Raw genomic sequence first — 22,076 nt, forward strand, 5'->3', positions numbered from 1 at the left:
TCAAACATCCGCCACCCCGAGCGCCGCCGCAGCACAACACAGCGCGTGCGACGCACGCCTCCCGGCGCTCACACCATCAGATCCACGAATTGATGCACCGGCATCGCCTCGAGTCGTTGCTGATCGAGCGCGACGTCGAGAATGCGGGCCTGCGCGCGCGCCGCGAAGCGCCGCGTCAGATTCGTCTTGAATTTCTCTACGAGCAGGGGAATGCCCTCGGCTCGGCGACGCTTGTGGCCAATGGGGTATTCGACCAGCACTTCGTCGAGCGCCGTCCCGTCGCTCAGGGTGACGGTCAGCCCGTTGGCAATCGATCGCTTGTCGGGATCGTGATAATCCCGCGTGAATTGCGGATCTTCCTCGCAGACGATCTTCGCACGCAGCGCATCGATGCGAGGGTCGGTGGCAACTGCCTCCTCGTAGTCGCCCGCGGTCAGTCGCCCAAACAGCAACGGCACCGCCACCATGTACTGGATGCAGTGATCGCGATCCGCCGGATTGGCGAGCGGCCCCTGCTTGTCGATGATGCGAATCGCCGCCGCATGCGTGCGAATCTTCACCGACCGGATGTCCTGCGCGCTGCGTCCCATCGCCTGCAACTGAGCGTGCAGCGTCATCGCCGCCTCTGCCGCCGTTTGCGCGTGGAATTCCGCCGGGAATGAAATCTTGAACAGCACGTTCTCCATCACGTACTCGCCATACGGCCGCTGGAACGCGAACGGCTGGCCTTTGAACAAAACGTCGTAGAAGCCCCACGTCTTGGCGGTCAGTACCGACGGGTAGCCCATCTCGCCCGAACGTGCCATGAGGGCCAGTCGCACCGCGCGGCTGGTGGCGTCGCCCGCCGCCCATGACTTGCGGCTGCCCGTGTTCGGCGCGTGACGATAGGTGCGCAGGCTCTGCCCGTCGACGAACGCGAGCGAGAGCGCGTTGATCAGCTCATCGCGCGAAAGCCCGAGCATTTCCCCAACGACCGCCGTCGACGCGACTTTCACCAGCACCACATGATCGAGTCCGACCTGATTGAACGAATTCTCCAGCGCCAGACAGCCCTGGATCTCGTGCGCCTTGATCATTGCGGCGAGCACATGGCGCATCGTCAGCGGCGGCTGCCCCTGCGCCACCGCCGTGCGTGAGAGCCAGTCGGCCGTCATGAGAATGCCGCCGAGATTGTCGGACGGATGCCCCCATTCGGCCGCCAGCCACGTGTCGTTGAAGTCGAGCCAGCGAATCATCGCGCCCAGGCTGAACGCCGCCTGCACCGGGTCGAGCTGATACGGCGTGCCGGGAACCTTTGCCCCGTTCGGCACGAACGTACCCGGCACAATGGGGCCGAGCAGCTTGGTACACGCGGGATAGGACAGCGCCTCGAAGCCGCACCCGAGGGTGTCGATCAGACAGTGGCGAGCGGTTTCAAAGGCGAGATCGCTGCGGATCTCATAGGTGAGAACATAGTCGACAATATCGGTCAGCACCTTGTCGGGCGCGGGACGCACATTCGAGATGCCTGCGGACATGGACGGCCTCCTGTGACGTTGACGAAAGCCGCCATCCTGTCAAGACGAAGCGGCTTGCCGAGACCTCCCATGATAAGCGGCCGGAGAGCGCAACGCTCGCCGGCCGCCGGAATCGCCTCACCGCCCCACGCCCATCGTGGGGCGAAGGTTACCCCCTCAGAACGCGTCGCCCGGAATGCGCACCCATCCTTCCATCAATACCCGGGCGCTGCGGCTCATGAGGGCCTTGGTGACCGTCCACTCGCCGCCTTCCTGCGTCGCTTGCGCGCCCACGCGCAACGTGCCCGACGGATGCCCGAAGCGCACGGCGTCGCGCACACCGCCGCCGGCCGCGAGATTGACGAGCGTGCCCGGTATCGCCGCTGCCGCACCGATGCAAACGGCTGCCGTGCCCATCATCGCGTGATGCAGCTTGCCCATCGACAGCGCGCGCACCAGCAGATCGACATCGCCCGCGTTCACCTGCTTGCCGCTCGAGGCCGTATAACCCGCCGGCTTCGCCACGAACGCGACCTTCGGCGTGTGCTGACGCGTCGCGGCTTCGGACACGTCCTTGATCAGCCCCATGCGGATCGCACCGTGCGCTCGAATCGTCTCGAACATCGCCAGCGCCTTCGCGTCGCTGTTGATGGCGTCCTGCAACTCCGTGCCCCGGTAGCCAATGTCCTCGGCATTGAGGAAGATGGTGGGAATGCCGGCGTTGATCATCGTCGCCTTGAATGTGCCCACACCGGGGACTTCGAGGTCATCGACGAGGTTGCCGGTCGGGAACATGGCTCCCCCCTCACCGTCGTCCTCGGCGGCCGGATCGAGGAATTCGAGCTGGACTTCGGCGGCCGGGAACGTCACGCCGTCGAGTTCGAAATCCCCCGTCTCCTGCACCGCACCGTCCGTCATCGGCACGTGCGCAATGATCGTCTTGCCGATGTTGGCCTGCCAGATACGCACGACGGCCACGCCATCGCGCGGCACCCGCGCCGGATCCACCAAGCCGCCGCTGATCGCGAACGGGCCGACGGCCGCCGACAGATTGCCGCAGTTGCCGCTCCAGTCGACGAACGTCTGATCGATCGACACCTGCCCGAACAGATAGTCCACATCGTGCTCCGGTCGCTCGCTCTTCGCGAGGATGACCGTCTTGCTCGTGCTCGACGTCGCCCCGCCCATGCCGTCGATCTGCTTGCCGTAGGGGTCCGGGCTGCCGATCACGCGCATGAGCAGCGCATCGCGCGCTGTGCCCGGCACCTGTGCGGCGATGGGCAGGTCTTGCAGGCGGAAGAACACGCCCTTGCTGGTGCCGCCACGCATGTAGGTGGCGGGTATTCGAATTTGTGGCTGATGCGCCATCACGTCTCTCCTCGGGCAGGTCAGGCAGCCGCCTGTGACGATTCCAGAAAGTCTTGCGCGAAGCGCTGCAGCACCCCGCCCGCCTCGTAGATCGACACTTCCTCGGCCGTATCGAGACGGCAGGTCACCGGCACTTCCACGCGCTCGCCATTGCGACGATGGATGACCAGCGTGAGATCGGCGCGCGGCGTGCGCTCACCGGTCACGTCGAAGGTTTCGCTGCCGTCGATGCCGAGCGTCTTGCGGTTCGTGCCCGGCTTGAATTCGAGCGGCAAGACGCCCATGCCGACCAGATTGGTGCGGTGAATGCGCTCGAAACCCTCGGCAACGATGGCTTCAGTGCCCGCCAGCCGCACCCCCTTGGCCGCCCAGTCGCGCGACGAACCCTGGCCGTAATCGGCCCCGGCAATGACGATGAGCGGCTGCTTGCGCGCCATGTACGTCTCGATCGCTTCCCACATGCGGGTGATCTTGCCTTCCGGCTCGATACGCGCGAGCGACCCCGCCTTGACCTGCCCGTCGACCACGACCATCTCGTTCTTGAGCGTCGGGTTGGCGAACGTGGCGCGCTGCGCCGTCAGGTGGTCGCCGCGGTGCGTGGCGTAGGAATTGAAATCCTCTTCCGGCAGGCCCATCTTCGCGAGGTATTCACCGGCCGCGCTGTCGGCCATGATCGCGTTCGACGGCGAGAGGTGGTCGGTCGTGATGTTGTCGCCCAGCACCGCCAGCGCGCGCATGCCGCGCAACGTACGCTCACCCGCGAGCGCCCCTTCCCAATACGGCGGACGACGGATATAGGTGCTCATCTCGCGCCAGTCGTACAGCGGATCGGCCGTCTCGCCCGCGTGGACCGACGCGGCAAACATCGGCTCATAGACGCGACGGAATTGCTCTGGCTTGACGCTGCGCTCGATGATCGCGTCGATCTCTTCGTCGCTCGGCCAAAGGTCGGCCAAGCGCACCGGCTTGCCGTTGGCATCGACCCCGAGCACATCCTTCTCGATGTCGAAACGGATCGTCCCGGCGATGGCATAGGCCACCACCAGCGGCGGCGACGCGAGAAACGCCTGCTTCGCGTACGGATGAATGCGACCGTCGAAGTTACGGTTGCCCGAGAGCACAGCCGTGGCATAGAGGTCGCGCTCGATGATCTCCTGCTGGATGACCGGGTCGAGCGCGCCCGACATGCCGTTGCATGACGTACACGCATAGGCCACCACACCGAAGCCGAGGGCCTCCAGTTCCGGCAGCAACCCGGCGGCCTCCAGATACAGCGTGACGGCCTTCGACCCCGGGGCGAGCGAGCTCTTCACCCACGGCTTGCGCGTGAGGCCCGCGCGATTGGCGTTGCGCGCGAACAATCCCGCCGCAATCATGTTGCGCGGGTTGTTGGTATTCGTGCAGCTCGTGATCGCCGCGATGATGACCGCGCCGTCGGGCATCCGGCCCGGTTCGTTTTCGACCTTGCCGCTGATGCCGCGCGCGGCCAACTCACTCGTCGGCACACGCTTGTGCGGATTCGATGGGCCAGCGATGTTGCGCACCACGCTCGACAGATCGAACGTAAGCACGCGCTCGTATTGCGCGTGCGTCAGCGTGTCGGCCCAGAGGCCGGTCTGCTTCGCATAGGTCTCGACCAGCGCGACCTGGGCGTCCTCGCGACCGGTGAGCTTCAGATACTTGATCGTTTGCGCGTCGATGTAGAACATCGCCGCCGTGGCGCCGAACTCGGGCGCCATGTTCGAGATCGTGGCGCGGTCGCCCAGCGTGAGGTTTGCCGCCCCGTCGCCATAGAACTCCAGGTAGGCGGACACCACTTTCTCCTTGCGCAGGAATTCGGTGAGCGCCAACACGATATCCGTCGCCGTGATCCCCGGCTGCGGCTTGCCCGTCAGTGCCACGCCGACGATATCCGGCAGACGCATCCACGACGCGCGCCCGAGCATCACACTCTCGGCTTCCAGACCGCCCACACCAACGGCGATCACGCCCAGCGCATCGACCATCGGCGTATGCGAGTCGGTGCCCACGAGCGTGTCCGGATAAGCCACGCCGTCCGAGACCTGGATCACAGGGCTCATGCGCTCAAGATTGATCTGGTGCAGGATGCCATTGCCCGGCGGAATCACGTCGACGTTGCGAAACGCCTGCTTCGTCCAGTTGATGAAGTCGAAACGATCTTCATTGCGACGATCTTCGATGGCGCGGTTCTTGGCGAACGCGTTGGGATCGAAGCCGCCGCACTCGACGGCGAGCGAGTGATCGACGACGAGTTGCGTCGGCACGACCGGATTGACGAGCGCGGGATCGCCGCCTTGCGCCGCGATGGCGTCGCGCAGCCCGGCGAGATCGACCAGCGCGGTCTGGCCGAGAATGTCGTGACACACCACGCGAGCAGGAAACCAGGGGAAATCGAGATCGCGGCGTCGCTCGATCAGTTGCTTGAGGGCGTCGGTCAGTGCCGCCGGATCGCAGCGGCGCACGAGGTTCTCGGCCAGCACGCGCGACGTGTAGGGCAGCGTGTCGTAGGCGCCCGGCGCAATGGCCTCGACAGCGGCGCGGGCGTCGAAGTAATCGAGCGACGTCCCGGGCAGGGATTTACGGTATTCGGAATTCATCATGTGAGGAAAGTATCGGCCCGGTGGATGGCAGCGTAACCCGTAAGCAGACGATGCGCCTGCGTGCCGGACGCCTGCGCGGGACAGCGGCGAAGCGACCGCCGCCCCGGGGCCTTCCGGGCAAGGAAGGCCCGACGCAGGCAGACTCAGCGCTTGTCGATCGGCACGAACTGCTGATCTTCCGGACCGGTGTAATTGGCGCTCGGACGAATGATCTTGTTGTCGATGCGCTGCTCGATGACGTGGGCGCTCCAGCCCGACGTGCGCGCAATCACGAACAGCGGCGTGAACATCGCGGTGGGCACGCCCATCATGTGGTAGCTCACAGCGCTGAACCAGTCCAGGTTCGGGAACATCTTCTTGACGTCCCACATCACCGATTCCAGACGCTCGGCAATGTCGTACATCTTCGTATTCTGCTGATCCTTCGACAATTCGTGCGCGACTTCCTTGATGACCTTGTTGCGCGGATCGCTCACGGTGTAGACCGGGTGACCGAAGCCGATGATCACTTCCTTGTTCTCGACGCGGCGGCGGATATCGGCCTCGGCGTCGTCGGGCGAGTCATAGCGCTTCTGGATCTCGAACGCCACTTCGTTCGCGCCGCCGTGCTTCGGGCCGCGCAAGGCGCCAATGGCGCCGGTGATGGCGGAGTGCATGTCCGAGCCCGTGCCCGCGATCACGCGCGCGGTGAACGTGGACGCGTTGAATTCATGCTCCGCGTAAAGGATCAGCGACGTGTGCATGGCGCGCACCCACAAGTCCGACGGCTTTTCGCCGTGCAGCAGGTGCAGGAAGTGGCCGCCGATACTGTCGTCGTCGGTCTCCACATCGATGCGCACGCCGTTGTGGCTGAAGTGGTACCAGTACAGCAGCATCGAGCCGAAGCTGGCCATCAGACGGTCGGCGATGTCGCGAGCGCCCGGCACATTGTGATCGTCCTTCTCCGGCAATACGGTGCCCAGCACCGAGACGCCCGTGCGCATCACGTCCATCGGGTGGGCGGCGGCCGGTACGGTCTCGAGCGCGTCCTTGACGGCGGCCGGCAGGCCGCGCAGCGCCTTGAGCTTGGCCTTGTAGCCGCGCAGCTCCGCCACGCTCGGCAGCTTGCCATAGACGAGCAGGTACGCGATTTCCTCGAACTCCGAGGTCTGGGCCAGATCCAGAATATCGTAGCCGCGGTAATGCAGATCGTTGCCCGAACGGCCCACCGTACACAGCGCGGTGTTGCCCGCAGTCACCCCCGACAGGGCGACGGATTTCTTTGGCTTGAAGCCGGTGGCAGTCGTCTCGCTCATGCTCATTCCTCCAGGATCAGGGATTCAGTTATTTCTGTTGGGCGAACAGCGCGTCGAGCTTCTGTTCGTAAGCGTGGTAGCCGATGCTCTCATAGAGTTCGGCGCGGGTTTGCATCGTGTCGAGCACGGCCTTTTGCGTGCCGTCGCGGCGAATCGTCTGATAGACGTTCTGCGCCGCCTTGTTCATGGCGCGGAAGGCCGAGAGCGGGTACAGCACAAGACCGACCTGCGCACTCTTGAGTTCTTCCACAGTGAACAGCGGTGTCGCGCCGAACTCCGTGATGTTCGCGAGCACCGGCACTTTCACGGCATCGGCGAACTGGCGGTACATCGGCAACTCGGTCATCGCTTCCGGGAAGATCATGTCGGCGCCGGCTTCGACGCAGGCGCATGCGCGATCGATGGCCCCCTGCAGACCTTCCACGGCCAGTGCATCGGTGCGCGCCATGATGACGAAGTTCTCGTCGGTGCGGGCGTCGACCGCCGCCTTGATGCGATCGACCATCTCCTGCTGGCTCACAATGGCCTTGCCGGGACGATGGCCGCAACGCTTCGCGCCGACCTGATCCTCGATATGCATGGCGCCCGCGCCAAACTTGATGAGCGACTGCACCGTGCGCGCGATGTTGAACGCCGACGGCCCGAAGCCGGTATCGACGTCGACGAGCAACGGCAGATCGCATACGTCGGTGATGCGGCGCACGTCGGTGAGCACGTCGTCGAGCGTGGAGATGCCCAGATCGGGCAGGCCGAGCGACCCCGCCGCGACACCGCCGCCGGAGAGATAGATCGCCTTGAAACCAGCCGCCTTGGCCAGCAAGGCGTGATTCGCGTTAATGGCGCCGACAACCTGCAAGGGTTGCTCGGTCTTGACGGCCTCGCGAAAAGCGGCGCCGGCCGAACGATGGGTTTGCGTCACGTGAGTGCCTCGATCGTGTCGTGTGCGGCCGGCGGTGGAAGCTGCCAAATCGCACATGGGTTGAGTGATGGCAAGGTAGTTAGCAATGGCCGTGCCAGCCCGCTATCCGGACGCGCGCCAACTGCACCGTCGCATCGCTAAGACATTCATTTCGCAGCGGAAATTCTTCTCGGATGTGACGCGCGCGTCAAGTCGAATGCGTCGCTTCGCGCCGGGCATTCGTCGCACCATGTTTCATATTGAAACATAAGATGAAACGTATAGTTGCATTATGCTACGATTCGAGTCAGTCTCCTGCGGTGGCCCGCGTCCGCGCGCCGCGCACCCGCCTGCACCTATCGATGAGTCCGGTCATGCCAAATTTCTCCCCCGCGATACCCCCTCGCCTGTCGACGGCGGCTCCGAGCGCCGCGCGCGCGGGGTTTGCGCAACCGGTCACCGCCGTTCGAAAACCCGTGATCTGGGCCGTGGGCATCAGCAAGCTCGGCGAGTTGTACCGCGACATCGTGCCGGACTACGCCGCGCAAGCCGAGGTGCAGATCATCGACAAAGGCTATGAAGCCGTCATCGAAGCCTTGGAGCGCCTGCCCGCGGGCAGTGTTGACGGCATTGTCGCCGCTGGCTCGAACGGTGCCTTCCTGCGCGAGCGCCTTGCCCTGCCCGTGGTGCTCGTGAAAGTGACGGGCTTCGACGTGATGCATGCGCTGGCACGGGCGCGCCGCGCGCGGCCTGCGCCCTCGCCCGCGTCGCGTATCGCGCTGGTGTCGTATGCCCGACCCGCGCCAGAATTTGAGCGCTTCAAGAGCGCGTTCCACCTCGACATCTCGCAACACGCCTATTTCGACCGCCACGATGCGGAAGACCTTGTGCACCGGCTGCGCGACGAAGGCATCGAGGTCATTGTCGGCCCCGGGCTGGTGACTGAACTGGCCGAGCGAGCCGGACTCGCGGGCGTCTTTCTCTATTCGCAGGATTCGGTGCGCGCCGCGTTCGACACGGCACTCGAAGTCGCGCGCTTCGGACGCATCGAAGCGCAACGCCGCGAGCGGCTCGATACCGTGCTGCGACACTTGCACGAAGGGGTCGCTGCCGTCGATCTGAACGGGCGCATCGAAGCGATCAACGCCCCGATGGCGGGCATGCTCGGCGTGAGCGTTGCCGATGCGGTCGGCCGTCCGCTCGATGCCATCGCCCCGGCGCTCGACGTCGCGCGCACGCTGGAGAGCGCGAGCGCCGAACTCGAGGCCATTGTCTCGATGGCTGGCAAAACGTGGGTCATCAATCGCATTCCCTTGCTCGACCAGGGCACGCTCACGGGCGCGCTGCTGACGTGCCAGGACTCGCAGTCGTTTGCGCGCGTGGATCGCTCGCTACGCTCGCGCCATCGCCCACGCCATCTCGTGGCACGCTATCGCCTCGACGATCTGATCGGCGATTCCGACGCGATGTCGCAGGTGCGTGCATTGGCACGCCGCTACGCCCAGACCGACTCGACCGTACTCGTCCACGGCGAGAGCGGCACCGGCAAGGAGCTGCTCGCACAAGGCATTCACAATGCCAGTCGACGGCGCGACTATCCGTTCGTCGCCATCAACTGCGCGGCGTTTCCGGAAACGCTGCTCGAGAGCGAACTGTTCGGCTATGAGGACGGCGCCTTCTCGGGCGCGCGGCGCGGCGGCAAGGCGGGGTTGTTCGAGACGGCGCACAACGGCACCATTTTTCTCGACGAAATCGGTGAAATGCCGATGCCGCTGCAAACGCGTCTGTTGCGGGTGCTGCAGGAGCGCGAGGTGCTGCGACTTGGCGCGACCGAGCCCGTGCCCTGCGACGTGCGCGTGATTGCGGCCACTCACCGCGACCTTCGCCAGCGGGTGGCCGCCGGGGGGTTCCGCGAAGACTTGTACTACCGGCTCAACATCCTGCGCATGGTGCTGCCGGCACTGCGCGAACGCATGGAGGACTTGCCGCGCCTCACCCCCCTCTTTCTCGAACGCGCACTCGCCCGCGCGGGAGCGCGCATGAGCGTCGAGGCGCTGCAGGCGTCGCTCATGCCGCTGCTCGCGACCTATCGCTGGCCGGGCAATGTCCGCGAACTGGAAAACCTGCTGGAACGCATTGCCGTCGTATGCGCGGATGTCGTCGACGCGCACGAGATCAGCCGTGCAAGGTTGGTCGAGATTGCCCCGGAGTTGGGCGCGATGACCGATGAACTGGGCACACCGATGCCGCCCGATGTCATCAACACGACCAACGGACGCGAATTTGGCGCGCACGACACCCATCGCGCCCGCGTCCCCGGCGTCGAAACATCACGCTCAGCGTCAGCGCCGCTGACAGGTCGTGCCCGTCGCGCAGCCGAAGACCTTGCCCGCATTCACGCCACGTTGGCGGCGTGCGGTGGCGACCGCGGCGCCGCTTGCGAGGCACTCGGCATCAGCCGCTCCACGCTCTGGCGCAAACTGCGCGACACTGTCGACGGCTGAGGCTTGCGCTTCAGGTACGGCCCGCTCGTCAGTGCTGGTGACGGATGCGGTCCCACATCTCGTGCCAATCCAGGCGCCTGTGCTGGGACGGCTCGTCGTGATGCGTTACCCAGAAATGGTCGAAGAACATGCCGATGGCGAAGCCGACAAGCAGCGCCACAAGCATCATCGAAACGTTGAGCATGGACATGGCGACCTCCCGTCGGTCCGAATCTCACTTTCCATTCTAGTCAAACGATGTCATGCCTGCGTAGCCATATGTCCGTCGCGACGACATAAAAAAACCGGGGTCGAAACCCCGGTCCATGACCTACGACGAACGACGCGCGCGATGCGCATCGCACGGAACGCCGACGATTACCACGTGGGAATCAGCGCGCCCTTGAACTGCGTCTCGATGAATGCCTTCACTTCGTCGGAGTGATAGGCGTCGACCAGTTGCTTGACCCACGGCTTGTTCAGGTCTTGTGCGCGCACGGCAATCAGGTTGGCGTAGGGCCCCTTCAGATCTTCGATGGCGATCGCGTCGCGCTTCGGCACGAGACCGGCTTGTGCCGCGAAGTTGGTGTTGATCGAGGCGGCATCCAGATCCGGCAGCGCACGCGGTAGTTGCGCCGCTTCCAGTTCCACGATCTTCAGCTTCCTCGGGTTCTCGGCGATGTCCAGCGGGGTCGCGTTCTTGCCATTGACGCCAGCACCGGCACGCAGCTTGATCAGGCCTTCCTTCTGCAGCAGGAGTAACGCACGGTTGCCGTTGGACGGGTCGTTCTGAATACCGACCTTGGCGCCATTCGGCAGATCCTTCAGCGACTTGTACTTCTTCGAGTAGTAGCCCAGCGGTGAGACGTACGTGAGACCGGCGCTCACGATCTTGTAGCCGCGATCCTTGACCTGACTGTCGAGGAACGGCTTGTGCTGGAAGCCGTTGGCGTCCAGGTCGCCGGCGTCGAGCGCGGCGTTCGGCTGTGCGTAGTCACTGAACTCGATGATCTTGATCTCGAGGCCGCGCTGATGGGCGACCTTCTTGACGACTTCGAAGATCTGCGCATCCGAGCCGGCCATGGTGCCGACCTTCAGGGGTTTGGCGGCCGTCTGGGCCGTGGCACCGAGAGAGGCCAGCGCAAACGTGGCGCCGAGGAACGCGTGAATCAGTTGACGGGACAGCATGTGCGATTTCTCCTATTGCTCATTTGGCGCCTGTTGAGCGCCCGTTCGATGGGGCGGACTTGATGGGTCCACAACGGTCGCACAAGGGACGGCAACGCCCTTGCACGGCCCAGACCCAGGATGCTGCCATAGATACGGGTTTACGCGAAATACACAATCGGCATTTCGATATCCTCCGCGCGTCGATTCATCGGTCGCATAAAAAAACGCCCCTTCGGTCATCCGAAGGGGCGTGTCGCCGGGAGAACTGCCTGATCACGGGCCGGGGGGGTGGCACGGCTGACGGCGAGGCCGTCAGCCGGTCGCATCAGGAACCGACGATAAACCTGCAAAGCGCGTTGGCAGGCATCGGCAAATGCCGCAGGCAAGCGCCCGCCCGCGTTGTGCCGAACGCGGACGGCCCACGCGGGACTGACTCAGGGGCACGTCTCCTCACCATTCAAGCCGTTCATCGAACATCCACCGCCACCGCCAAAACCGCTGGGGCCGCCGAACGCGGCAAGCCCGTTTCCGCCGGCCGCGCCACCGATGCCACGACCGCCCGGTCCGGAAGCCCCCACGCCTCCGCCGCTGCTGGCGCCGGCACTGCCGCCGGGGGCGTTGCCACCGCCACCGCCCACCGCCACCGCCACCGCCACCGCCACCGCCGCCACCGCCGCCGCCACCGCCACCGCCACCGCCACCGCCACCCGCCACCACCACCACCACCACCACCACCACCACCACCGCCACCGCCGCCGGGCCCCCCGCCTCCGCCGCCGCGGGCCCACCGCCGCCGCCACTGTGACCGCCGCAACCGCAGCCGCCTGCGCCACCTATGCCGGCACCGGCGCCAAAGCCATTCCCAAATCCTCCGGGGCCACCAAAGGCACCCAGCCCGCCGCTACTGCCGCCACCAAAGCCCATGCCACCGCCACCACCGTGCCCACCGCCTCCCGCCGCATGTAATGCGTTGATCGAAATGCCGCACAGCACAACCGCTGCGGCTGCCGTCACCAAAGTCGCCTTGAACCCGTTCATGGTTCCCTCCCCGCGCACACTCACTTCGACACACGCACCCCTCGGCCAACATAGGCTGCGTTACGGCGCGAGCACGTCAGCGAAAATCGCGGGCAATAGCTGGCCGTCCCATGCACGCGAGCACAGGAGTACCTCGCCAACAGCCTGCTGGAAGTTCGGGTTGGCGCTTCGCCATACGCGATTCATATACGCGATTTCCGTGCCAATCACTGTAAACTATTGATTTAAAACAAATTAATACCTTAATTTGCGAGACATCGTGAAGCGGTGCGCCGAAAACGTATCGTTCCTGAAACGCCTACAACACGCCCCATCATTGTGGCAATCCACCGCACGGACGACCGGTTCATGAGGCAAGGTTGAGCGGTGCATGAGGCGCGCATGATGAGCGGCTCGCGTCACAGAACGCCCGGTAGCCGTTCAACGCGAAATGGTGGAATTCAGAAAGGTTTCAGATGTGCAGTTTGGCGAAGCAGAGCGCTCGCCAGAGGGGGGGATGCCGCGACAATGCCCTTAAGGACCCAACGGCTCGACCATGCCCCGACGGCGGGCATGGTCGAACCATCGGCGTGGGGCTTACTTGACTTGCACGGCGGAGAAGTCCTGTCGGCCGAACGGACTCACCTCGTATCCGGTCACGTCCGCGCGCGTGATGACCGCTGCAATCGGGTGCGCCAATGGAATCCAAAGCGCATCGTCCTTGATCATGCGCTGCGCGACCTGATACTTCACGGTTCGCGCGGCGAGATCATGAGAGCGTTTGCCTTCGCTGATCAACTGGTCAAGGTCTTTGTCGCAAAAGCGCGCGAAATTGGTGCCTGATTGCACGGCCGCGCAACTGAACTGCGGCGTCAGAAAGTTATCGGGGTCGCCGTTGTCGCCCGACCAGCCCATGAAGAGCAAATCATGTTCTCCCGCCTTGCCGCGACGAATCAGCTCGCCCCACTCCACGGTCTTGATCCGCGCCCGAACACCAATCCTGGCGAGATCGCTTTGCAGCATCTCGGCGCTCAGACGTGGGTTCGGGTTCAACAGACTGCCCGTCGGGCGCGTCCAGATCGTCGTCTCGAACCCTTGCGGGAAGCCCGCGTCGGCGAGCAGCTGCTTCGCTTTGGCGATGTCCAGCGGATACGCGACCACATTCCTCGCGAAGCTCCACGTATTGGGCGGATACACGTTGGTGGCTGGCGTTGCGGCCCCTTCGAACACCTGCTTGACGTAGTTCGCGCGGTCGAACGCCATGTTCAGCGCCTGACGGACTCGCTTATCGTCGAGCGGCTTGTGCTGGGTGTTGATCGCGACGAACGCCGTCATGAATGCCGGTGTCTCGACCACCCGGAGCGCCTTGTCGCTGCGCGCTGCCTGCACGTCGACCGGTTTGGGCGAGAGCGCGATCTGGCACTCGCCCACCTTCACCTTCTGCGCGCGCACGGCTGCGTCCGGCACAATCGTGTAGATGAGACGATCCGAGGCCGGCGCGCCGCCGAAGTACGATTTGTTGGCGTCGTACCGCACGACGCTGTCCTTCTGATAGCTACGGAAGACAAACGGGCCCGTGCCGATGGGCCGCGCGTTCATCTCGCCCGGCTTGTTGATCGCGATGAGCTTGTCGGCGTACTCGGCCGAATAAATGGACGCGAAGCCCATCGAGAGCATCGACAGGAACACGGCATCCGGCTCGGACAGCGTGAAGCGAACGGTGTGGTCGTCGACCTTCTGCACCGATTTGATCAGCTTGCCCAGCGAGAGCGATTGCGCATGCGGGAAGCCCGACGGCGTGAGCTTGTGCCACGGCGCCTTGTCGTCGAGCATGCGCTCGAACGTGAAGACGACGTCGTTGGCATTGAACGCGCGCGTCGGCTTGAACAGGCTGTTGCTGTGGAAGCTCACGTTCGGGCGCAGCGTGAACGTGTAGGTCAGGCCGTCGGGGCTGACGCTCCACTGGGTCGCCAGGCTGGGCACGACCTTGCGTTGCGCCGCATCGAACTCGACCAGGCGATTGAACACCGGGTCGGCCGACGCATTGGTCGTCGTCAGCGAGTTGTAGCGCACGACGTCGAAGCCTTCGGGGCTGGCTTCGGTGCATACGGTGAGCGCCTTGGCATGCGCGGCGAGCGGCACCATCGGCAGCGACAGGGCCGTCAGAGCGGCAGCGAAAATACGGCGCGAGCGACGACGCATGGGTGTCTCCTCCAGGAAGTCGATGACGGTGAAAAACAGCGGGTCAGAATAGCGCAAATTCAGGCCAATCGCCCTTGCGTTGGGGCCCGCGCCGACACTCGCTGTCCCGAATCCTGAAACCGATCGTCAGTTCTGCGAAACGCCGCCCCATCAGGCGCCGGACGGCAGCGTCGGACGATAGCCCAGCGCATGGCTTGCGGACAAGGCTTCGCGGCGCACCGCCTCGCCAATCGGGCCGTCCATGCGCGCGTCGAACCCGCCCGTGGCACCCAGCGCCGTGACGACGCCGACCAAGCGGCCGTCGTAGTTGAAGACCGGTGCGGCCAGCGCGCTGATCCCCGTCAGGTTGGTGTCGCGAACGCTTGCCCCCCGCGCGGCGCGCACCTCGGCACGCAGCGCGCCGATGGGATCGGACGCATCGAGCTGTGCGCGTTGCTCCGGCGAGGCATGGGCCAACTCGGCTTCGGCCATCGCCATCACTTGCGGATCGTCCAGGCATCCGAGAAAAACACGGCCGGCGGCCGACCAGAGCATCGACATTACCGACCCGATGCGCACGTTGATCGTCACGGGCAGGCCCGGCTCCTCGAAACGCACGATGGTCGGTCCCTTGTTGCCCATGACGGCGATGAAGCAGGTGACATCGAAGGCTTCGCGCAAGCGCACGAGCGCCGGTTCGGCCGCACGCACCGGGTCGGCCTGCCGCATGGCCGCCACGCCGATGAGCATCGCTTCGAGTCCGAGATGGTAGTGCTGCGAGTCGGTGTCCTGCGCGACGAGGCCCTCCTCCACGAGACTCATCAGATACCGATGCACTTTGGCCGGACTTTGCTGTACATGCTGGGCGAGCGCGGTCAGGCTCGCGCGACCGCCCAGCCGGGCCAGCCCCTTGAGCACGACCATGCCGGTCTCGGCCGACTGCACGCGTTGACGGCGCCCGCGCTCGCGCGGTGCGTCGGTGACATCGTCGTCATGAGGGGCATCGGTGCGCGATGGCGTGAGGCCGGTCGTCGCGCGTACAGGCGTATCGGCGCTGCGCGGGAGGCCTGCGGTGGGTCGTTTGCTTGTCGTCATCGCCGAGATTTTATGATGCAAAGCGATATTGTCCGGCATCGGCAAGGCTAGAGGTTAACCCCAGTCCACCAAATTACGCAATGCGTATTATATTTACGCTTAATAAATTCCAGGGAGGAGAGGCGCACCGCCCGATCGCGTGATCGCTCCTCTACACTTGTTCCATATTGCGCGTGTCGTCGCGAGCCCAACGCGGCGCTCGTCACACCGGACCCAGAGAGCGTGAACGGATGAGCCAACCGATTGCCCCCACCCCCGACACGGCCGCCGCCGGCGGCTGCCCCTTTCATCAGACGCCTGCCGCCACGGCCCCCAACGGATGCCCTGTGAGCGCCCGTGCCGCGGACTTCGACCCGTTCGAAGACGGCTACCAGCAAGACCCGCCCGAGTACGTGCGCTGGGCGCGCGAGCAAGAGCCGGTGTTCTACAGCCCGAAGCTCGGCTACTGGGTTGTCACGCGCTACGACGACATCAAGGCGATCTTCCGCGACAACCTCACGTTCAGCCCGTCGATTGCGCTGGAAAAGATCACGCCGACCGGACCGGAGGCGAATGCCGTGCTCGCCTCCTACGGCTTCGCGCTCAACCGCACGCTGGTGAACGAAGACGAACCCGCCCACATGCCGCGTCGTCGCGTGTTGATGGAGCCGTTCACGCCCGAGCATCTCAAGCATCACGAGCCGCTGGTGCGCCAACTCGCACGCGACTACGTGGATCGCTTCATCAACGACGGCCGCGCCGATCTCGTCGACCAGATGCTGTGGGAAGTGCCGCTCACGGTGGCGCTGCACTTCCTCGGCGTGCCGGAGGAAGACATGGACAAGCTGCGCGAGTATTCCATCGCGCACACGGTCAACACATGGGGACGCCCCAAGCCCGAAGAGCAGGTGGCCGTGGCCCACGCCGTAGGCAATTTCTGGCAACTGGCGGGCAAGATTCTCGACAAGATGCGCCAGCACCCCGAGGGGTCGGGCTGGATGCAGTACGGCATTCGCAAGCAAAAGGATTATCCCGACGTCGTCACCGATTCGTACCTGCATTCGATGATGATGGCGGGCATCGTGGCCGCGCACGAGACGACGGCCAACGCCACCGCGAACGCCATGAAGCTGCTGCTCCAGCATCCGGACGTCTGGCGCGAGATCTGCGACGACCCATCGCTGATTCCGAACGCCGTCGAAGAGTGTCTGCGTCATAACGGCTCGGTCGCCGCATGGCGCCGGCTGGTCACTCGGGACGTCAACATTGGCGGCATCGACATCGCCGCGGGCGCGAAGCTGCTGATCGTGACCTCGTCCGCCAACCATGATGAAGCGCACTTCGCCGACGCCGACCTGTTCGACATTCGCCGCGAAAACGCGAGCGATCAGTTGACGTTCGGCTACGGCTCGCATCAATGCATGGGCAAGAACCTCGCCCGCATGGAAATGCAGATCTTCCTCGAAGAATTCACGCGCCGGCTGCCGCACATGACGCTGGCAAAGCAGACGTTCACGTATGTGCCAAACACCTCGTTCCGCGGCCCGGAGCATGTGTGGGTCGAGTGGGATCCGGCGCAGAACCCCGAGCGCCGCGACCCCACCGTGCTCACGCGTCATTCGCCCGTGCGCATTGGCGAACCCTCGGGACACAGCGTGACGCGTCCGGTCGTGGTCGAGTCCGTGCTGCCGGTGGCCGACGGCATCGTGAAGTTACGCCTGGTCGCCCCGGACGGCCGCGCCATGCCGCGCTGGGCCCCGGGCTCGCACATCGACATCGAGTGCGGCGACACGGGACTGTCGCGTCAGTATTCGCTGTGCGGCGATCCGGCAGACGCCGGCGCGCTGGAAATCGCCGTCCTGCATGAACCGCAAGGCCGTGGCGGTTCGCACTGGGTTCATACGCAAGTGAAAGCCGGTGACCGCCTGCGCATTCGCGGTCCGCGCAATCACTTCCGGCTCGATGAAACGACGCGTCGTGCCATCTTCGTTGCGGGCGGCATCGGCGTCACGCCGATTGCCGCCATGGCGCGGCGCGCGAAAGCACTGGGCATCGACTACGAGATCCATTACAGCGGCCGCAGCCGCCGCACGATGGCGCTGATCGACGAACTCCACGCGCTGCATGGCGAGCGCCTGCATTTGTGGGTGAAAGACGAGGGCCAGCGCGCCGACTACGCCAGCCTGCTCGCCACGCCGCAAGACGGCACGCAAGTCTATGCCTGCGGCCCGCTGCGAATGCTCGACGCCCTCGCACAGTGCTGTGCGCCCTGGCCTGACGACACGCTGCGCGTCGAACACTTCCAGTCGCAACTGAGCACGCTCGATCCCGCAAAGGAGCATGCGTTCGACGTCACGCTCAAGGATTCCGGCATTACGGTGACGGTGCCGGCCGATCAGACGCTGCTCACGGCGCTGCGTGCGGCAAACATCGACGTCCAGAGCGACTGCGAGGAAGGACTGTGCGGTTCCTGCGAGGTGCAGGTGCTGGAGGGTGACGTGGATCACCGCGATGTGGTGCTTACACGCGCCGAGCGCGACGCGAACACGAAGATGATGTCGTGCTGCTCGCGCGCCTGCGGCAAATCGCTGGTGCTGGCGTTATAGGTCGCCGCGTCGGCGCCCGGCGCGCCCAATGGGTTCAGTGGGCGTGCCGCGGCTTGCTCAGCATCGCCAACAGCGCGACGAGCGCGAGCCATGCAAAACCGCACATGACCGTTGCGAGCGGACGCGGCGAGCCGTCGTTGAGCACGCCGAGCAGCCCGCCCGCCGCGAAGCCGAAACCATACTGCACACTGCCCACGAGCGCCGCCGCCGCGCCGGCGCGGGTCGGGTGATTGGCGAGCGCCCCCGCCACCGAATTCGCCGTGATGATGCCGCGCAGCGACATGAACAGAAACAGTAGTGCCACCATCAACGGCAGCCGCGCGCCCCCCAGCCACGCGCTCGCGCACAACACGGTCGTGACGATCGCACAGCCCACAATGCCGGCACGCATCAGGCGATCTGCACCCAACTGCCCCACACGGCGCGAGTTGAACATGGTCATCGCGGCCATGCCGACGATATTGATGCCGAAGAGCACCCCGAAAAACTGCGGCGACACATGGAAGTACTCCATGTACACCAGCGGCGTGCCCGTAATGTAGGTGAACGACGCGCCAAAGACCGCGCCGCCCGCCAGCATGTAGCCGACGAAATGCGGGTCGCGCAACAGATGCCAATAGGACATCAGGACGGCACGCGGTCCACCCGACTGACGCGCATGCACCGCCCCGGTCTCCGGCAAACGCCACAAGGCCAGCATCGCCACCGCGCCGAACACCGCGAGAATGCCGAAGATCGCGCGCCACGTCGTGACGCGCAGCATCTGTCCGCCAACGAGCGGCGCCACGATCGGCGCAACGCTCATCACCAGCAGCATGATCGAAAAGGCGCGCGCACTGTGGCGCGGCCCGTAGACGTCACGCACGATGGCTTGCGCAATCACGGGCATGGCGCATCCACCGAGCGCCTGCACGAAGCGCCACACCATCATGTGATCGATGGTGTCGGCAAACGCACAGCCGATGCTGCCGAAGATGTACAGCGCGATCCCCGCCGCCATCGGCCGACGACGCCCAAATCGGTCCGCGAGCGGCCCCCACAGGAGCTGCCCGAAGGCGAACCCCAGGAAGAAGTAGGAGAGCGTGAGCTGCGTGGTCGCGACACTCGCACCCAGTTCGTGGCGCAACGTCACGAGTCCCGGCAGATACATGTCCGTGGAGGCGGGCGCGATCATCATGAACAGGCCGAGAATGCCCAGCAACACACGCTCGGAAGGCAACGCAGGAGAGAGTTCGGACGTCGATGTCATGATCGTTCTGATGAGTCGGCGCAATGGCTGTCGCGCCGCGGGAGACGCCGCAAAAAAACGACGCCCGCCATGATAACGCTGGCGGGCGTCGCACTTTCATACTCGATGGTTATCGGATCCCTAACCAATGCTTATGGCGCAGCGTTCGGGTCCGGCATCTTTTGACATCGCCACCTCATCCGGCCGTTGCCGCCTGCAGGTTGCCGCCGTCGCTGCGCTGCGTGCGGGCAATCGCCAGCACGCCGATCAACGAAACGCACGCGGGCACCGCCGCCGCCAGGAACAGCGATGACGACGACCATTGCCAATGCATCAGCGCGCCGCCCAGCACCGGACCGAGCACTGAACCGATGCGGCCGATACCGAGGCTCCAGCCAATGCCGGTGGAACGCAACGAGGTGGGGTAATACGTCGCGGCGAGTGCGTTGAGCGCCGGTTGCCCGCCGATGATCGAGAAGCCCGCGAAGAATATGGCGATGAACACCGCGACCATCGACACCATGACCATCGGATTGCCGATCGCCGCCGTCGCCGCCATCGCAATGAGGAACGTCACGGCCAGCACGCTCGTGAAGCCGACGCGATCGATCACGCGGCCGAGCAGTAGCGTGCCGATCACCCCGCCTGCCCACAGCGCGGTGCCCGCCATCACGGCGACCTGTGTCGAATAGCCCGCATCGCGAATCACCGTCGGCAACCAGTTCGACAGGAAGTACATGTCGAGCAAGTTCGCGAAGTTCACGACCCAGAGCAGCAGCGTCACCCGTGCGCGGCCATCTTTGAACAGCTCGACGAACGGCACGCCTTTCGCCTTTTGCTCATCGAGCACGAAGCGGGCGTCGACCGGCACGTTGGCACCGGGTGCCACGCGCAGCAGTTGCTTGCGAATGTGTGCGTTGTCGCGTTTGCCGAACATCAGGAACTGGATCGACTCGGGCAGCGAGATCCACATCAGCACACCGAGCACCAACGGAATGGCGCCACCGATGTAGAACACCGCGCGCCAGCCCAGGCTCGGAATGATCGCCGCCGTGATGAGGCCGCCAAGCACACCGCCCAGCGTGAAACCGCACGACACGATCATCATGAGCGACACGCGAATACGGCGCGGGCTGTACTCGCCGGCAAGCGCCATCGCGTTCGGCATGATGCACCCCAGGCCCAGCCCGGCCGCAAAGCGCCAGACGACCAGTTCCGTAATCGTGTTGGCGAAACCGGTGACGATCATGCACGCCGAAAAGCACAGGGTCGCGCCAATGAGCACCGGGCGACGGCCCAGCTTGTCGGCCAGCGCCGAAAAGGTCAGCGAGCCCACCAGCATGCCGAACAGCCCCGCGCCGAATACCGGCGAGAGTGTTTCCTTGGCAATGCCCCATTCCCGAATCACCACCGGCGCGACATACCCCATCGCCTGGACATCGAAGCCATCGACCACCAGGCACATCGCGCACAATGCAATCACCCACCACTGATAAGTGCCCAGACGGCTCTCGTCGATCAGTGCGCCCACATTCACTTCTGCTGCTTTCATTTTGTCTCCCAACGTTTTTCGCAACTTCGTGGCATTGCGTTCCCGGTCGAGGGGCTGGCGACGGCCTATTCCCGTCGCGGCCTCGTCCCAGGCGCCTCGTTGCCCGAATCCAGCAAACAAGGCATGTCATGCACAGGATTGGACGGCGAACCCACCCAACTCGGTCGCGCATTAAATTACGCTTTGCGGAAGTTTATATCGCCAAACGTAAATCAATGCTTAGTGTTAACACTGAGATTTTCAGGACATGCAAACGCGACGGGTGCGGGAATCCGAGCGAGATCGGTGGAACCTCGGCTCACGGACACGGCGCTCAGCTTTGTGGTTTTTCTCCATCGGAACGATGGGAGCCGCCCTGGCAAAATGCCAGTGGGCTATACAGGCGGGGGAATTGGGCGATGGATGCGACGAAAAGCGACGAATTGTCGCAGTTGGCGTTTTTCTACAAATTTTCTTACGAAGGTTAACCCGTCTAGGGATTTCCCTGATATAGTTACACCTGTCTCCTCCACCTCCTCCTGGTGGATTTCACGGCCAGCAACTTGCTGGCCGTTTTTTTTGCTCGCTAATCCTGCCCTTAGGGGCATTCAGTGGGATGTCTGACTCTCGTGCGCGACGCGATCTTCGATGCGGCGCTCGATCCGTTTTCGGACCATTGCCGCGGCCTCGGACGCATCATGGGCATCGATGCTCGAAAATTCGCAACGTCCGATGTAGTGCCCCTCACAATAGGCATCGACGGCACCATCAAAACGTTCGTCGGTACGCGGCGTAACCGCCCCCTCCAAGTCGAACGGGCGCCCCGGCGGCGTGTGGCTGACGTAGTGCCAGGAAAACCGAAAAGATTGCATCACAAGTCCCCTTCAATCCAGCGGCAGCGATCACGCTGCCGACCGATGCTGTTTTTCAGGAAATCCTAGCATGTTAAGGAATCGCGACAAACGGTCGAAAAAAAAGCGGCCCGCCTGATCGGCGAGCCGGATAGTCCGTGGAGGTCGGGGGCACATCTGAGCCACGGCAACTCCACTCTAGCCCCGAATCACTGTCGCTATTCTCGGTAATTGTCCGGATCCGGCGTAAATAGTTT

15 protein-coding genes are annotated in these 22,076 nt (G+C 64.3%); 3 read left to right on the forward strand and 12 right to left on the reverse strand.

From position 1 onward, the window contains the following. Positions 1–68 precede the first annotated feature (68 nt). The 5 genes from OYT13_RS15230 to prpB form a co-directional block, all read right to left on the reverse strand. Entirely contained in the window at positions 69–1,517 is a 1,449-nt protein-coding gene (locus OYT13_RS15230; protein WP_017233384.1) for a bifunctional 2-methylcitrate dehydratase/aconitate hydratase, read from the reverse strand. Positions 1,518–1,673: 156 nt separating this feature from the next. After that, on the reverse strand, positions 1,674–2,864 hold the full coding sequence (gene prpF / locus OYT13_RS15235; protein WP_150564021.1) for a 2-methylaconitate cis-trans isomerase PrpF: 1,191 nt from the start codon (positions 2,862–2,864) through the stop codon (positions 1,674–1,676). Between the two features lie 20 nt (positions 2,865–2,884). Then, on the reverse strand, positions 2,885–5,482 hold the full coding sequence (acnD, locus tag OYT13_RS15240; protein ID WP_268567886.1) for a Fe/S-dependent 2-methylisocitrate dehydratase AcnD: 2,598 nt from the start codon (positions 5,480–5,482) through the stop codon (positions 2,885–2,887). A gap of 146 nt (positions 5,483–5,628) precedes the next feature. Beyond that, positions 5,629–6,780, reverse strand: coding sequence for a bifunctional 2-methylcitrate synthase/citrate synthase (gene prpC, locus OYT13_RS15245; protein ID WP_017233381.1), 1,152 nt, complete (start codon positions 6,778–6,780; stop codon positions 5,629–5,631). 28 nt (positions 6,781–6,808) lie between these two features. Then, positions 6,809–7,699 (reverse strand): methylisocitrate lyase, encoded by an 891-nt coding sequence (gene prpB, locus OYT13_RS15250; RefSeq protein ID WP_017233380.1) that lies wholly within the window; start codon positions 7,697–7,699, stop codon positions 6,809–6,811. Positions 7,700–8,052: 353 nt separating this feature from the next. Between prpB and prpR the strand changes: the two genes are divergently transcribed. Then, on the forward strand, positions 8,053–10,182 hold the full coding sequence (prpR, locus tag OYT13_RS15255; RefSeq protein WP_268566512.1) for a propionate catabolism operon regulatory protein PrpR: 2,130 nt from the start codon (positions 8,053–8,055) through the stop codon (positions 10,180–10,182). Positions 10,183–10,210: 28 nt separating this feature from the next. Here the strand turns inward: prpR and OYT13_RS15260 are convergent, their stop codons facing one another. Both OYT13_RS15260 and OYT13_RS15265 read right to left on the reverse strand, forming a co-directional pair. Then, positions 10,211–10,372 carry a hypothetical protein gene (locus OYT13_RS15260; RefSeq protein WP_017233377.1) on the reverse strand — a complete coding sequence of 54 codons (162 nt, stop codon included), beginning with the start codon at positions 10,370–10,372 and terminating at the stop codon, positions 10,211–10,213. Between the two features lie 167 nt (positions 10,373–10,539). Further along, complete coding sequence (locus OYT13_RS15265; RefSeq protein ID WP_017233376.1) at positions 10,540–11,349, reverse strand: MetQ/NlpA family ABC transporter substrate-binding protein; 810 nt, start codon at positions 11,347–11,349, stop codon at positions 10,540–10,542. Between the two features lie 528 nt (positions 11,350–11,877). On the opposite strand from OYT13_RS15265, the gene OYT13_RS15270 reads away from it, so the two are divergent. Next, positions 11,878–12,297, forward strand: a complete 420-nt coding sequence (locus tag OYT13_RS15270) for a hypothetical protein (protein ID WP_268566513.1) — start codon at positions 11,878–11,880, stop codon at positions 12,295–12,297. A gap of 132 nt (positions 12,298–12,429) precedes the next feature. Here OYT13_RS15270 and OYT13_RS15275 read toward each other — a convergent pair whose 3' ends face one another. From OYT13_RS15275 to OYT13_RS15285, 3 genes are all read right to left on the reverse strand, one after another. Further along, entirely contained in the window at positions 12,430–12,555 is a 126-nt protein-coding gene (locus tag OYT13_RS15275; RefSeq protein ID WP_017231966.1) for a hypothetical protein, read from the reverse strand. A gap of 390 nt (positions 12,556–12,945) precedes the next feature. After that, the gene (locus OYT13_RS15280) at positions 12,946–14,550 is read right to left on the reverse strand and encodes an ABC transporter substrate-binding protein (RefSeq protein ID WP_268566514.1); all 1,605 of its coding nucleotides are present in this window, start codon (positions 14,548–14,550) and stop codon (positions 12,946–12,948) included. A gap of 150 nt (positions 14,551–14,700) precedes the next feature. Then, positions 14,701–15,624, reverse strand: coding sequence for an IclR family transcriptional regulator (locus OYT13_RS15285; RefSeq protein ID WP_268566515.1), 924 nt, complete (start codon positions 15,622–15,624; stop codon positions 14,701–14,703). A 230-nt stretch (positions 15,625–15,854) separates the two neighbouring features. Between OYT13_RS15285 and OYT13_RS15290 the strand changes: the two genes are divergently transcribed. Next, on the forward strand, positions 15,855–18,209 hold the full coding sequence (locus tag OYT13_RS15290; RefSeq protein WP_268566516.1) for a cytochrome P450/oxidoreductase: 2,355 nt from the start codon (positions 15,855–15,857) through the stop codon (positions 18,207–18,209). 34 nt (positions 18,210–18,243) lie between these two features. Here OYT13_RS15290 and OYT13_RS15295 read toward each other — a convergent pair whose 3' ends face one another. Together OYT13_RS15295 and OYT13_RS15300 are read right to left on the reverse strand one after the other, a co-directional pair. After that, positions 18,244–19,458 (reverse strand): multidrug effflux MFS transporter, encoded by a 1,215-nt coding sequence (locus OYT13_RS15295; protein ID WP_268566517.1) that lies wholly within the window; start codon positions 19,456–19,458, stop codon positions 18,244–18,246. Between the two features lie 175 nt (positions 19,459–19,633). Further along, on the reverse strand, positions 19,634–20,989 hold the full coding sequence (locus OYT13_RS15300; RefSeq protein ID WP_268566518.1) for an MFS transporter: 1,356 nt from the start codon (positions 20,987–20,989) through the stop codon (positions 19,634–19,636). Positions 20,990–22,076: the final 1,087 nt, after the last annotated feature.

Origin of the sequence: Pandoraea sp. XJJ-1, from assembly GCF_026802345.1 — a bacterium.
Taxonomy (GTDB): Bacteria; Pseudomonadota; Gammaproteobacteria; order Burkholderiales; family Burkholderiaceae; genus Pandoraea; species Pandoraea cepalis.

Coding starts and splice junctions, on each gene's coding strand:
- OYT13_RS15230 (WP_017233384.1), bottom strand. CDS start 1,517: ATGTCCGCAGGCATCTCGAATGTGCGTCCCGCGCCCGACAAGGTGCTG.
- prpF (WP_150564021.1), bottom strand. CDS start 2,864: ATGGCGCATCAGCCACAAATTCGAATACCCGCCACCTACATGCGTGGC.
- acnD (WP_268567886.1), bottom strand. CDS start 5,482: ATGAATTCCGAATACCGTAAATCCCTGCCCGGGACGTCGCTCGATTAC.
- prpC (WP_017233381.1), bottom strand. CDS start 6,780: ATGAGCGAGACGACTGCCACCGGCTTCAAGCCAAAGAAATCCGTCGCC.
- prpR (WP_268566512.1), top strand. CDS start 8,053: ATGCCAAATTTCTCCCCCGCGATACCCCCTCGCCTGTCGACGGCGGCT.
- OYT13_RS15260 (WP_017233377.1), bottom strand. CDS start 10,372: ATGTCCATGCTCAACGTTTCGATGATGCTTGTGGCGCTGCTTGTCGGC.
- OYT13_RS15265 (WP_017233376.1), bottom strand. CDS start 11,349: ATGCTGTCCCGTCAACTGATTCACGCGTTCCTCGGCGCCACGTTTGCG.
- OYT13_RS15270 (WP_268566513.1), top strand. CDS start 11,878: ATGCCACGACCGCCCGGTCCGGAAGCCCCCACGCCTCCGCCGCTGCTG.
- OYT13_RS15275 (WP_017231966.1), bottom strand. CDS start 12,555: ATGAATCGCGTATGGCGAAGCGCCAACCCGAACTTCCAGCAGGCTGTT.
- OYT13_RS15280 (WP_268566514.1), bottom strand. CDS start 14,550: ATGCGTCGTCGCTCGCGCCGTATTTTCGCTGCCGCTCTGACGGCCCTG.
- OYT13_RS15285 (WP_268566515.1), bottom strand. CDS start 15,624: ATGACGACAAGCAAACGACCCACCGCAGGCCTCCCGCGCAGCGCCGAT.
- OYT13_RS15290 (WP_268566516.1), top strand. CDS start 15,855: ATGAGCCAACCGATTGCCCCCACCCCCGACACGGCCGCCGCCGGCGGC.
- OYT13_RS15295 (WP_268566517.1), bottom strand. CDS start 19,458: ATGACATCGACGTCCGAACTCTCTCCTGCGTTGCCTTCCGAGCGTGTG.
- OYT13_RS15300 (WP_268566518.1), bottom strand. CDS start 20,989: ATGAAAGCAGCAGAAGTGAATGTGGGCGCACTGATCGACGAGAGCCGT.